Genomic DNA, 12,808 nt, shown 5'->3' on the forward strand with positions numbered 1-12,808 from the left:
GTGTTGCTCGGGCGCAGCCGACCCCGAGAAACCCGCCGGCGCGTGAACGGACGGTTCCGTTGATGTCGGAGTGGCCGGGCGGGCGCCGTCGGAGTCGGAGCCCTGAGCCGGCTTCCGCCCGAACCGGAAGCGGGCCGGTGGTGGACTGCACGGCCGGCGCACCCCATACCCTGGAGCAATGGATGCGCGCTTCCGCTTCTCGTCCCGCACCGCCGACATCGACCGTGAGCTCGTGCACCGCTGGCTGAGCACGGAGTCGTACTGGGCGACGGGCCGTCCGCGTGCGACGCAGGAGACGGCGATCGACGGCTCGCGCAACTATGGCGTGTTCGACGCGGAGACGGGGGCCCAGGTCGCGTACGCCAGGGTTGTGACCGACGGCGCCACCTTCGCCTGGCTGTGCGACGTGTTCGTCGATCCGGCGGAGCGCGGCAAGGGGCTCGGCGTCGGGTTGATCGACGGTGTGGTCGCCGATCTCGAGCCGTTCGGGCTCAAACGCATCCTGCTCGCCACCGGTGACGCCCACGGCCTGTACGCCAGGTTCGGGTTCGGACCGCTCGACGACCCCTCCAAGTTGATGGCCCGCGCGGGGGCCTGACCCGCGCCTACGCGGGGTGCGGCACGCGCACGACGAGGGCGCCGGCATCCGCCCAGAAGTGCGCGGCAGCGACCTCCCCGAAGCCGTCGCCGTCGAGCTCGACCTGTTCGACGTGGTCGAGCTCGACCCGCACGGAGGGCCCGCGCAGGTAGGTCAGCGTGGTCGCCTTATCGGAATTCGTGTACCGGATGATCCGCCGCCCGAACGCGCTGCGCCGCAGCACGCGGTTCTCCCAGGTGACCTTGCGCCAGATGAGCAGCCAGCCGAACACCGTGCGCGGCTGCAGCAGCGCGATGTCGAGCTCGCCGTCGTCGAGCGAGGCATCCGGCATGAGTTCCATGTTTCCGGGCAGCACGCCGCAGTTGCCGGCGAGGATCGTGCTCACATGCGCCGAGTGCGGCGGATGCCCCGGCAACGTGTAGTGGATGTGCAGCTTCTTCGTGCCGATCGAGCGCAGCCCACCGTCGATGTAGGCGAGCCACCCGACGCGCTTCTTCAGCTGCGGGCTGGTGTTCGCGATCATGGCAGCATCGATGCCGAGGCCCGCCATCACGAGGAACACGTGCTCGCTGGATGCCCCGTTCTCGCGGGTGAGCTCCGCCACTCCCACATCGATCTGCTTGTCGACACCCGAGAAGGCGGTACGAACGGATGCCGGCAGGTCCGTCAGTGGGAGCCCGAGATTGCGCGCGAGCAGGTTGCCCGTGCCGAGCGGGATGATGCCGAGCGGAACTCCGCTGCCGCGCAGCCCGGCTGCCACTGCGCGGATCGTCCCGTCACCGCCGGCCGCCAGCACGAGATCGGCGCCGTCTTCGACGGCCCGGCGGGCGAGGCCGTGGCCGGCGTCGTCGACCGTGGTCTCCAGCCAGAGGGGGGAGTCCCAGGGGGCGGCCTCGGCGGTGAGCGGCTCCGTGGTGAGCGACTCGGCGGTCAGCGACTCGGCGATGGGGGATCCGGCGAGACCGGCTTGGGCCGTGGCGCTCCCGGCGTCCTCGACCACGGCGGTAGGCGCTCCGGCGGAGCCGCTCGTCGACGCATTGACAGCTGCGACTGCCGCCTCCACCGCCACACGCAACTCGCGCGATTCCGCCTTGAGGGGGTTGTAGACGACGGCGACCAAGCGACGTGGTGCGTCGCCTGCCGGCTCGATCGAATCGGTCACGGGCCCACGCTACCGACCGTCGCCCGGGAAGCGGGAGGGGCGCCCGCCGCAACGGCAGAAGAGCACACCTTCCCGTTTCGAACTGAAGTGCCAGGAATTCGAACTGAAGTACCAGGAACAACGGAAACCGCCGGCCCGGGACGCGAGACCGGGGTTCGCGGCGCGGCTCCGCGCAGCGGAGTTCGCCGCAACAAGGTTCGCCGCAGCGGGGATCCGCGCAGCAGGGGTCCGCGCAGCGTGGTTCGCGCAACTAAATCAGGCTGAGGCGAATCAGGCGTCGTATATATCGATCTGGTCTGACATGGCCTGAAATAGTGACGGAAGGTCGTGGTCTGCGCGAGCGGGCTCCCGCAGACCACCCCTCAATCGCCCATATCGCGGCATTGCCGCTCAGGTGCTCAATCGGCGTGGTCTGCGCGAGCGAGCTCCCGCAGACCACCCCTCAATCGCCCATAGACTTGAGCGGTGATCGATCCCGTCCTTCTGCGCGAAAACCCCGACCTCATCAGGCGTTCGCAGGAGGCTCGCGGGGACTCTCCCGATCTCGTCGACGACGCGCTGAACGCGGACTCCGAGCGTCGTGCGGCGATCACCGAGTTCGAGTCCCTGCGCGCCGAGCAGAACGCCTTCGGCAAGCGCGTGGCATCCGCTCCCCAGGAGGAGAAGAAGGAGCTCGTCGCGCAGGTGCAGCAGCTTGCGGCGAAGGTCAAGCAGGCGCAGGCGCAGGCATCCGCTGCCGAAGAGCGGTTCGAGACGGCTGTGCGCAGCATCGGCAATGTCATCATCGAGGGCGTCCCTGCCGGCGGGGAGGACGACTTCGTCACGCTGCGCGAGGTGGGCCGGATTCCGAGCTTCGACTTCGAGCCGCTCGATCACCTCGAGCTCGGAGAGAGGCTCGACGCCATCGACATGGCCCGCGGCGCCAAGGTGAGCGGTGCCCGCTTCTACTTTCTGAAGGGCGTCGGCGCCCGGCTCGAGATCGGGCTGATGAACTACGCGCTCGCCGTGGCGCTCGAGAACGGCTTCACGCCGCTCATCACGCCCACGCTGGTAAAGCCCGAGATCATGCAGGGCACCGGATTCCTCGGCGCCCACGCCGACGAGATCTACCACCTCGGCACCGACGACCTCTACCTCACCGGCACCAGCGAGGTAGCGCTCGCCGGGTACCACTCCGATGAGATCCTCGACCTCGAGCCCGGCCCACTGCGCTACGCCGGCTGGTCCACCTGCTTCCGGCGCGAGGCCGGCAGCGGTGGCAAGGACACGCGCGGCATCATCAGGGTGCACCAGTTCAACAAGCTCGAGATGTTCGTCTACACACGCCCCGAGGATGCCGAGACCGAGCACCTGCGCCTCCTCGCGTTGCAGGAGCAGATGCTGCAGTCGCTCGGCCTGGCGTACCGCGTGATCGACACCGCTGCCGGCGACCTCGGGTCCAGCGCCGCGCGCAAGTACGACGTGGAGGCCTGGGTGCCGACCCAGGGCCGCTATCGCGAGCTCACCTCCACCTCGAACTGCACCACGTTCCAGGCCCGCCGCCTGCAGACGCGCTACCGCACCGAGAACGGCAAGACCACGCCGGTCGCCACGCTGAACGGCACGCTGGCCACCACGCGCTGGCTCGTCGCGCTGCTCGAGACCCACCAGCGCGCCGACGGATCCGTGACCGTCCCCGAGGTGCTCCGGCCCTACCTCGGCGGACTCGAGGTGCTGCAGCCGGTCGTCAAGTGAGTCGCCGAGTGGCGGCATCCGATCGTCTGCTGATCGCCCTCGACGTCGACGGCACGCTGATGCGCGAGGACGAGACGATCGGCGACGCGGTCAAGGATGCCGTCGCACGCGTCATCGAGGCCGGTCACGAGGTCACGCTGGCCACCGGTCGCAGTTGGGAGACCGCCGCCGACCTGCTGCCCCTGTTCGGGATGCGGCCGCGGTTCGTCGTGTGCTCGAACGGCGCCGTCATCATGCAGCGCAAGAAGGGCGAGTACACGCGCGCGTTCGTGGAGACGTTCGATGCGCGGCCCGTGTTGGAGAAGGTGCGTCCGTTCCTGCCCCAGGGCAGCTTCATGGTGGAGGACGCCGACGGCAGCAGGCACTACACCGAGGGCATGGACGACTCCGGGTGGCGTCTCGGCGACGACGATCCCGTGTCGTTCGAGGAGCTGGGGCTGGTTCCCGCCAGCCGAGTGGTGGTGATCTCGCCGTCGCACGACACCCAGGAGTTCCTCGAGATCGTCGAGAGCATGGGTCTGCACCAGGTCACGTACTCGGTCGGTTGGGCCGCCTGGCTCGACATCTCGCCGCAAGGCGTGTCGAAGGGGTCGGCGCTGGAGCGGGTGCGGTCGTGGCTCGGCCTTCCGACGCAGAATCTGCTCGCCGTCGGCGACGGACGCAACGACGTGGAGATGTTCGAGCTGGCGCGTTCCGGCGGCGGCCGCGCCGTCGCCATGGGCCAGGCACCGGATGCCGTGAAGGATGCCGCGGGCGAGGTCACGGGGACCGTCACCGACGACGGACTGGCGGACGTGCTGAACGAGGTGGCCGGCCGCCGGGCGGTATAGGCCGGCTCCTCTGGATGCCTCGTAACCGATTTGTTACCCTCGATGCTTGGATGCTCGTGCTGAGGTCTGGCATCCAGATCCACGTCTCCAGAGGCCCGAACCCGGGCCGCGCCCCCAACCCCTGCGGTGATCGACGGATGCCGCGCCCCTGAACACATGACCGACTATCCCACCCGACGCGCCGCCCGCGAGGCGGAGGCCGCGCAGCAGCGCGCCTCGGCGCGAGGCAAGCACGGTGCGGCGGCCGCCTCGCCGGGTGCGTGGGCCCGGTCTCAGGGCGCCGAGCGATCCTCGCAATACGCCGATATGGCGGGCGACTCATCACAGGCATCGGCGACACCGCTGCCCGGGCGCACAGAGTCCCCGCGGGCGGCGGCCTCGGCGGCTGCGCCGCTCGCGGGAACGGCGGCATCGGCATCCGTTCGTCCGAAGCGGAGGCACGTCAAGCGGTGGCGTAGCCCCGGGCGCATCACGATCGCGGCCGCGGCCTCGGTGTTCCTCGCGGGAAGCGCGATGGTCGCGATGCCCGCCAACGCCGCGACGACGCCGACCGCAGTGATCTACTCGAACCAGTTGATCGCGCAGACCGCGTCGTTGCACACGCAGTCATTGCACGTCTCCGCCTCGGTCAGCGAAGGAAAGGTCGAGACGCAGAAGTTCGATTCGGCGGGGTTCACACGCCCTGACGGATCGTCGGCCATCACGGTCGGCGGCACCACCAACGCCGACTGGGCCGCGCTCGTGCTCCAAGACGGCGGTTTCCCGGTGACGGCGAACAACCTCACCGTGATGCTGCAATGGATGGACTCCGAGAACGACCCGAGCAGCTGGTGGCTCCGCAACAACCCACTGAACAACGGTCTCGGTTCGGGCGGTGGCTCCGGGTTCGGCAGCTACGACAGCCTGACGACCGCGGCGCACTACGTCGCCGTGCAGCTGCGGCGCGACATCTTCTCCGGCATCGCGGCGGCGTTCGATTCGAACGCGGCCGTGTCGGTCAGCGTGCAGGCGATCATCAACTCGCCCTGGGCCGGCGGCCACTACAACTACGGGGCGATCTGGCACGGCGTCGACGTGCCGGTCGTCGCGGCACCGGCCGAGGACTGGTAGCTCGCCTTTGGCGGATGCGGCGAGCGGATGTCTGCACACCGTGCTTCGGACCCGTTCCGTCAGAGCATTCAAGTTGGTGCGCGGCTCCCGGTAGAATCGGCCGCTGGAGGGCTGTCCGAGCGGCCGATGGAGCTGGTCTTGAAAACCAGTGGGCAGAAATGTCTCGTGGGTTCGAATCCCACGCCCTCCGCTTGAGTTTGCTCGGATCCTCCTCGAGGCACTCGACGAACCCTGACCCTGACCCTGACGATCGGGGTCCCGGAGATCGCGGGCCCATCTGGGATATCGCCTCGCCATAAGAGAAGCCTGAGACGCTGAACCGGAGCAGCCGGTTCAGCCAGGGCGCCTCACCCTACGTTGAGGTGCTTGCAGGGATCGTCTGCGATACGCACGTTGGTCAGCTATCAACGGCGGCCCCGCGTCGCGTGTGCGGCGCCGACGACGACTACGATCCCGGCGAGGAGCGTGATTGCGCTGGCGACTTGGAGCGCGGTGTCGGCGCTGGTGACGAAGGCGCGCACGATCTCATCGTGTCGCGCTGGAGCCATGGCCAGGGCCTGAGCGACGGTGTGCGGCGCCGGACCTGTCGCGCCCAGAGCAGGGAGCCGGTCGGCAAACCCCGCAGCCAGAACGGTGCCGATCACGGCGACGCCGAGTGCGCTGCCCAACTCGCGGGTGGCCGACTGCAGTCCCCCCGCGATTCCCGCGCGCTCGGGTGGCAGCGCTTGTGCGATCTCGGCTGTCAGACAGGGGCCGGCAAGCATGATCCCAATTCCAACCACCACCAGGAAGATGGCGTAGACAGCGTAGGGCGCGCCGCTAGAAAGAGACAGCCCGAACAGCCCGATCGCGGTCGCGAGGAACGCCACCGAGAGCGTGGCCGGCATCCCGAACCGCTTCACGAGACCAGGGACATAGCGCGTCCCGAATACCAACGGGAGCGTCAGCGGCAGGATGCCCAGTCCCGCCCCGAGCACCGAGAAGCCACGACCATACTGCAGCAGCGACGCGTTGACGTAAAAGAGGCCGAAGTTGCCGAAGAAGGCGACGAGCATGCCGAGGCTCGCGCTCGAGAGCGTCAGATCGAGAAAGAGCCGCGGGTCGAGCATCGGCTCGCGCGACCGCAGCTCGACAACCGCCCAGATAGTGCCAAGGATCACGCTCAGCGCGAACGTGCCGATGACGATCGGGCTGTCCCATCCCTGCTCCGGGCCCTCGATGATCCCGGCGAGAAGTGCCACGATCATCCCGACGAACACGACGGCACCCCCAAGATCGAGGGAGCGTTGGTGCCTGGCCATCCGGGGAACCGCGAAGAGCGCCCATGTGGCGCAGACGACGGCGAGCCCCGCGACGGCCCAGAAAAGGAGTTGCCAGCTGCCGACGGCGAGGAGCGCTCCGCCGCCGACGTTGCCCAGGACGCCACCGATTCCGGAGGCCGCCGCCCACGTGGCAAGGGCGGCCGTGCGACGCTGCGGCGCAGTGGCGTGGATGAGAACGGCGACGCAGTTGGGCAGCACGAGCGCGGCACCGAGCCCTGACAGAGCCCGCCCGCCAAGCATGATGGTCACGCCGGGTGCAAGCGCGGAGATGGCGGCCCCACCGGCGAGCATGCCCACACCGGCAAGGAGGGCGCCCTTTCGACCGAGTCGATCTCCCACAGCTCCGCATGGAATGACCAGGCAGGCGAAAACGATCACGTAGGCGTCGACGATCCACAGCAAGTCGGCCGAACTCGGGCGCAGTGCGCTCGCCGCGAGCTTTGGAACGGCGAGGTTGATCGCCGCCACGAACCCGACCACTAGGGCGGTGCAGGCGCACATGCATGCCAACACCAGTCGCTCGCGTTGGAGGCTAGGCGCCGCCATTTCCATATTTCGAGTCATCATGTATCGAAATATAGAAGATTACGATACTTAGTGTCCAGTTATGCTGGACGCATGGTGGAAGAACGAGTCCCGGCAGGGCGTCCGAGAAGCGAGCAAGCGCGCCTTGCCGTCCTGCACGCGGTTGACGACCTCCTACTGGAGATCGGTTACGGCGAGATGACGATGAAGAACATCGCAGAGCGCGCCGGGGTCTCGCGCATGACCGTGTACCGTTGGTGGGCGACCAAAGCCGAGATCCTGTTCGAGGCCAGCGCGGCGGACGCAGCTCAAGAACTCGCAATCGCGAAGACCGGCGTTGCGGCGACGGACGTTCGGTCCTACCTCGAGGCGCTCGCGCGTTTCCTCACCTGCTCCGCCGCCGGAGCGGCGTATCGCGCACTGCTGGGCGAGGCGCAGCACGACAAGGCGGTCGCCACGCTCCTGGCCGAGACCGACGTGATCGGCGACAGCGCGCGCCGCGCGCTGGAGGACGTAGTACCCGAACTCGATGAGGCCACCCTCGCGCTACTCGTGGGGCCGATCGTCTACGTCGCTCTCAGTGCACGTGGTCGCGCACCGGCGCTCGTCGCCCAGCACGCTCCGCGCTTCCTGCGCACAATCGGCATAGCCCCCAGCGACTGACCGCGCACCGATCCACTCGCAGATCGGCAACTGCTGCGACTCAGTGGACCTTGACCCGCTCTCTGTCGCTGGCCGCGCTCCAGCGGGTGCAGCCCGCCTCGAAGCGTCGGAATCCGGATGTACCCAGGCCCTGTCGCAGTCTGGACGCCTTGGGGTGAATCATGCGCAGGAGGATCGAATGGCCTCGGTCGAGCAGGCGGTCTCCCCGTGGGGCAGCTTCGCGGTGGTCCATGCCTCTACTAGCCGCCCTCGCGGCTCATCCCGCCCCTTCACTCGATTCGACACGGCTCGCCTTGCCACGCGGTCGCACGAACAACAGCAGCAACCCCGAGACCGCGAGACACGCTCCCAGAAAGAGGAATGCGGCGTCCGACTTCGTGCCGCCGCCGAGCCATCCGACGATGACGGGTCCGACGAAGCCTCCGAGGCCCCCGATGGCGTTGATCGCACCCATGCCGGTGCCGGCGATGTTCCGCGGCACGACTTCGGGGATGAGCGCGAAGTAGGGGCCGTACGGCGCATAAAGGAGCCCGGTGGCGACGATCAAGAGTATGAACGCCGGAAGAAAGTTCCCGAGCCCTACTCGGAACGAGAAGTAGAACACGACGGCTCCGGCCAGAAGGCATCCGAGCACGAGCCATCGTCGCTGGTGCGTGCGGTCGGAGATCCACGACGCGACGATCATCAGCACGGTGGCGAAGGCATACGGAATCGCGGTGAGCACGCCGGTGATCCCGATGGCGGAGCCGGACAGCGACTTGATGATCGACGGCAACCAGAACACGACCCCGTAGACACCGACGCTCCACAGGCCGTACTGCACCGCCAAAAGGATGACTCGGGGAGCCTTGAGCGCGGCGAATTGCCCTGCCGGCGTGTCGCCTTGCCGCTCGCCGTCGAGGCGTTGTTGCAAGAGGTCGCTTTCGCGCGTCCCCAGCCATCGGGCGTCGGATGGCCGGTCATCGACGAGGAAACGAAAGACGAAGGCCCAGACGATCGCAGGCAGACCTTCGATGATGAACATCCAACGCCAGTTGGTCAGCTGGATGATGTAACCCGAGAGCACAGACATCCATAACAGGGTGACGGGGTGTCCGAGGATCATGAACGAGTTGGCTCGGCCACGCTCCGCGTCGCTGAACCAGTGCATCACGAACACCAGCAAGGAGGGGATGACCGTCGCCTCGACGACGCCGAGCAAGAACCGAACGATCAGCAGCAGACCGTAGGTGGGCACGACGCCCTGAGCCGCGGCGAACAGTCCCCAGAGGATGAGCGACCAGAAGAGCAACCGTTTCGCGCTGCGCTTCTCGGCGAAAGCTGCCGCCGGAACCTGAAAGAAGAAGTATCCGAGAAAGAACAGTCCGCCCAGCAGACCAGCCTGGAAGCTGGTCATCTGCAGGTCGTGCTGGAGGCCGCCCGCCGCTCCGATCGAATAGTTGCCCCGATCGAGGTAGGCGAAGCTGTAGGTGACGAAGATGACCGGTATCAACCGCCGCCACCGCTGCGAGGTGGTGAAGGATGCCGCCTCTCCGGTCAGCGCGCTGGAGCCTCGGTTCGATGTCACGGCTCAATCCACCTCCTGACGTGGAGTGCCAGTCGTTTCCAGATCCACACCGGTCCGTGTGGCGGTCGCGCGGCGAGTGGATGCCCGGGCGCAGCACTCCGACTCGGCTTACGCAAGCACCGCGAGCAGTCGGCCTGAAGCGGTTGCGAAGCCGCACAAGTCGGAGTACGCGGCCGTGCTGACGAGCGAAGATATGACGAGCGAAGACATGTCGACGACGCGCGAGGCAACGCGTCCTACTCCGACCACGCCTCCCGACCCACTCGCACGGTCTCACCTGTCGTGGCGGCACGCGTGATGGCGAGACCGAGCAGCTGGTCGTGTGCGGCCTCGGCGAGCGGGTAGGGTTCCGGCCCGTCTCCGACCGCCCATCGACCCGTGTCACGCAGCAGCTCGGCCATCGCCAGCTCCTCGTCGGAGAGCCGCGCCAGCGGATACGGATTGCGGTACAGCACGGAGCCCTCGTAGGAGATCTGATCGAGTGTCGGGATCTCGAAGTCACGGTGCAGTCCGAGCTGACGTCGCTCGAACGCCGAGGTGACGACCGTCGTGTCGTCGACGAGCCGGGTGAGCGAGTCGTCCACGATCTCGCCACGACTGCCGCGCACGACGACCTGGCTGGCGCGGAGCGGGTTTCGGGTCTGCCCGTCGGTGAAGTCGTAGCGACCGATGGCATCCCCGAAGTCGATCGTCGCCACCGTCGTTCGGGTGGGATGCTCCTGGCCGTCCCCCGTCCATCCTGCCCGGCTGAACGGCGACACGAGTGGTGCGGTGTGCGTTCGAGCGTCGACTACGGCGCCCACCCGTCCCATGCCGAGGAGGGTACGGATGATCGCCACGGCGTGGTACGTCTGGGTCATCGACACCAGAGCGGATGTCGGGGTTCCGATCAGGCCGGCACCGACCGCGCTCGCCCGCGCGGCGGTCATCGGATGCCGTGGGTACTGCTCCGCCACCTGCACGAGCCGGGACGATCCGACGTCGTTCCACAGCGCTCGCAACGAGCCGGCATCCGGCGCGGGCGGCGTCTCGGCGAGCACCCGGGTGTCGCGGTCCACCAGCTCGCGAAGCAGCTGCGGCGTGGCGTCGTGACCGACCGCTGTCAACACGAAGGAGGGCCCGGATGCCAGCAACTCGTCGAGATCTCGCACCACGGGCACCGCGATCGATCGTCGATCTCGTTCGTTCAGCGGGTGGTGCGGCAACACGGCCGAGACCTCGAAGACGTCATCAAGTGCCGCGGCGACGGCGAAGAACAGCCGAGCACGGTATCCGGTACCGATCACGGCAAAGCGAATGGGAGTCGTCATCATCAGTCATTGTCCTGTGCAGCTTGATGCTGCAGCAATGAATGCGGCGACAGTGTTCCGGTGGTCATGTGCCTTCCAGGCCAGGACGATGCGGCTGGGGCCCGCATCCTCGATTGGAACGCAGGCGATCCCGGGCGGGGCCGGCGCCACGAGCGAGCGGGGGAGGACCGCCACCACGCGGCCGATTCGCACCAGAGGGATCAATTGGGCGACGTCCGTGATCTCGGGCCCTGCAGCGTGAGCGGCCGGAACGCCGACCCAACGCGGGAGTGTCTCATCGGAGAGATCGCCCAGGTGCAAATGGGCGCGTCCTGCCAGTCGATGGCTCTCCGGAAGGATCGCGACGCGGTCCTCGACGTGCAGCGTTCTCGTGGCGAGCCCGGTGAGGTCGTCGAACGGGGCATAGAGGAGCCCGATGTCCGCCTGCCCATCTCGGAGCATCCGGCTCCGGTCGGTTCCTCCCGAGAATACGACTTCGACCCGCCTGGCTTGCGGCTGCTCGGCATAGGCGGCCAGGATTCCTGACAGGAGTCCCGCGTCGCCGCCGGGCTTGATTACGAGCCGGAGGCTGTCGTATTCGCTCCCCTGGCGGGCCTTGCGAACCGCCGCATCCATGGCATTCAAGGCATGCCGGCCGTGTTCGAGGAGCATTTCACCCGCCGTGGTGAGCGCCACGCTGCGGCTCGTGCGAACGAACAGATCCACTCCAAGGCGTTCTTCTACGCGCTGGATCGTTTTGGACAGTGCCGGCTGTGCGATGCGAAGCAGGGCCGCCGCGCGACCGAAATGCAACTGTTCGGCGACCGCCACGAAGTAGCGCAATTCTCGGACCTCCAACGCTTCCATTCCCTCAGGATATCGATCGTGGCGCGACCTGTATTGGACGAACGCATCGTCTCAGCAGTGGGATGGGTTCATGATCAATCACACAATGCTCGTCTCGTTCGCGGATCCGATCGCGGACGAGGATCTCGATCGATACATCTCCGATATCGGAGAGGCGATGACGGACACCGGCGTCGTCCGCACGTTCCAGGCCCAGCGGCACATCCCGATCGCCGGCGAAGACGCGATTCCGGCCTTCATCGCCACAGTTGTGTTGCAGCTCGGTGTCAACGATGAAGCGGACCTCGCGGCACTTTTCGCCGCCCCACGAGCCGGTGAGGTGATCCATAAATGGCAGGCTCTCCACCCCTACGAGGTGGCCTGGGTCAACCACGAGGCGATGGCATGAGCGGCTTCGCCGGAAAGGCAGCTCTGGTCACGGGCGCCGGGCGCGGGATCGGCCGCGCCATCGCGTGCGGTCTTGCCCGTCTCGATGCGGACGTTGCCGTTCTGGATCTCGATCAGGCTGCGGCCGAGCAGACCGCCGCCGCCATCAGAGAATCCGGCGGCAACGCCATCGGTGTTCACGTGGACGTCGCAGACGAGCAGTCAGTAGCGATAGCGGTGGCGGCAGTGGCGAAAGCCTTCGAGCGTCTAGACGTCGCCGTCAACAACGCAGGAATACCGTCCACGGGGGAAGACCTGGCCGAGATGTCGGCCCAATCGTGGGAGCACGTGCTACGGGTCAACCTCACCGGCACGTTCCTCTCGCTTAAGCACGAGATCCCCGAACTGCTTCGAGCAGGCGGAGGCGCGATCGTCAACATCGCGTCCAACGGCGGCCTCCGAGCAATCCCGCAGGCGCCGGCCTACGTCGCCAGCAAGCACGGCGTAGTCGGGCTGACCAAGGTTGCGGCCGTCGACTACGCACGGCGCGGCATCCGTGTGAATGCGGTGGCGCCGGCGATCACCCGTACTGCCATGTTCGACCGCGTCGCAGGCGACACTGACATGGCCGCTCGACAGGAGGCGATCACGCCGCTCGGGCGCTTGGCGACACCCGAGGAGGTCGCCGCCGTGGCGATCTGGCTTTGCTCGGCCGATGCCTCGTACATCACCGGCACGACGGTATCCGTAGATGGCGGGCGTCAGGCATGAACAC

The 12,808-nt window shown here is 67.4% G+C and carries 12 protein-coding genes and 1 tRNA gene; 8 read left to right on the forward strand and 5 right to left on the reverse strand.

The annotated features are described in order from the left end of the window. Positions 1-178: 178 nt before the first annotated feature. Entirely contained in the window at positions 179-598 is a 420-nt protein-coding gene (locus H623_RS0105280) for a GNAT family N-acetyltransferase (protein ID WP_022899906.1), read from the forward strand. A gap of 7 nt (positions 599-605) precedes the next feature. Here H623_RS0105280 and H623_RS0105285 read toward each other — a convergent pair whose 3' ends face one another. After that, positions 606-1,760, reverse strand: a complete 1,155-nt coding sequence (locus tag H623_RS0105285) for a diacylglycerol/lipid kinase family protein (protein ID WP_022899907.1) — start codon at positions 1,758-1,760, stop codon at positions 606-608. 465 nt (positions 1,761-2,225) lie between these two features. Here H623_RS0105285 and serS point away from each other — a divergent pair, with 465 nt between their 5' ends. From serS to H623_RS0105305, 4 genes are all read left to right on the forward strand, one after another. Further along, positions 2,226-3,494, forward strand: a complete 1,269-nt coding sequence (serS, locus tag H623_RS0105290) for a serine--tRNA ligase (RefSeq protein ID WP_022899908.1) — start codon at positions 2,226-2,228, stop codon at positions 3,492-3,494. Then, entirely contained in the window at positions 3,491-4,324 is an 834-nt protein-coding gene (locus tag H623_RS0105295; protein ID WP_245558900.1) for an HAD family hydrolase, read from the forward strand. The genes serS and H623_RS0105295 overlap by 4 nt, the downstream gene beginning before the upstream one ends. A gap of 156 nt (positions 4,325-4,480) precedes the next feature. Next, the gene (locus H623_RS20890; protein WP_022899910.1) at positions 4,481-5,434 is read left to right on the forward strand and encodes a hypothetical protein; all 954 of its coding nucleotides are present in this window, start codon (positions 4,481-4,483) and stop codon (positions 5,432-5,434) included. A gap of 105 nt (positions 5,435-5,539) precedes the next feature. Further along, positions 5,540-5,624 (forward strand) — tRNA-Ser (locus H623_RS0105305). A 214-nt stretch (positions 5,625-5,838) separates the two neighbouring features. On the opposite strand, the gene H623_RS0105310 is transcribed toward H623_RS0105305, so the two are convergent. Next, complete coding sequence (locus tag H623_RS0105310; RefSeq protein WP_211217971.1) at positions 5,839-7,257, reverse strand: MFS transporter; 1,419 nt, start codon at positions 7,255-7,257, stop codon at positions 5,839-5,841. A gap of 117 nt (positions 7,258-7,374) precedes the next feature. Here H623_RS0105310 and H623_RS0105315 point away from each other — a divergent pair, with 117 nt between their 5' ends. Next, on the forward strand, positions 7,375-7,944 hold the full coding sequence (locus tag H623_RS0105315; protein WP_022899912.1) for a TetR/AcrR family transcriptional regulator: 570 nt from the start codon (positions 7,375-7,377) through the stop codon (positions 7,942-7,944). 256 nt (positions 7,945-8,200) lie between these two features. Here H623_RS0105315 and H623_RS0105320 read toward each other — a convergent pair whose 3' ends face one another. From H623_RS0105320 to H623_RS0105330, 3 genes are all read right to left on the reverse strand, one after another. After that, entirely contained in the window at positions 8,201-9,511 is a 1,311-nt protein-coding gene (locus tag H623_RS0105320; RefSeq protein WP_022899913.1) for an MFS transporter, read from the reverse strand. A 236-nt stretch (positions 9,512-9,747) separates the two neighbouring features. Next, positions 9,748-10,821: a Gfo/Idh/MocA family oxidoreductase gene (locus H623_RS0105325; RefSeq protein ID WP_026939947.1), complete on the reverse strand. Its 1,074-nt coding sequence runs from the start codon at positions 10,819-10,821 to the stop codon at positions 9,748-9,750. Between the two features lie 6 nt (positions 10,822-10,827). Then, the gene (locus tag H623_RS0105330) at positions 10,828-11,667 is read right to left on the reverse strand and encodes a LysR family transcriptional regulator (protein WP_022899915.1); all 840 of its coding nucleotides are present in this window, start codon (positions 11,665-11,667) and stop codon (positions 10,828-10,830) included. Positions 11,668-11,737: 70 nt separating this feature from the next. Here H623_RS0105330 and H623_RS0105335 point away from each other — a divergent pair, with 70 nt between their 5' ends. Continuing rightward, a complete protein-coding gene (locus H623_RS0105335; RefSeq protein ID WP_022899916.1) occupies positions 11,738-12,055 on the forward strand; it encodes a hypothetical protein in 318 nt (105 codons plus the stop codon). Then, complete coding sequence (locus H623_RS0105340) at positions 12,052-12,804, forward strand: SDR family NAD(P)-dependent oxidoreductase (protein ID WP_022899917.1); 753 nt, start codon at positions 12,052-12,054, stop codon at positions 12,802-12,804. Before H623_RS0105335 ends, H623_RS0105340 begins: the two co-directional genes overlap by 4 nt. The last annotated feature ends 4 nt before the right edge of the window (positions 12,805-12,808 follow it).

Source organism: Humibacter albus DSM 18994 (assembly GCF_000421825.1).
In the GTDB taxonomy this organism is placed as follows: domain Bacteria; phylum Actinomycetota; class Actinomycetes; order Actinomycetales; family Microbacteriaceae; genus Humibacter; species Humibacter albus.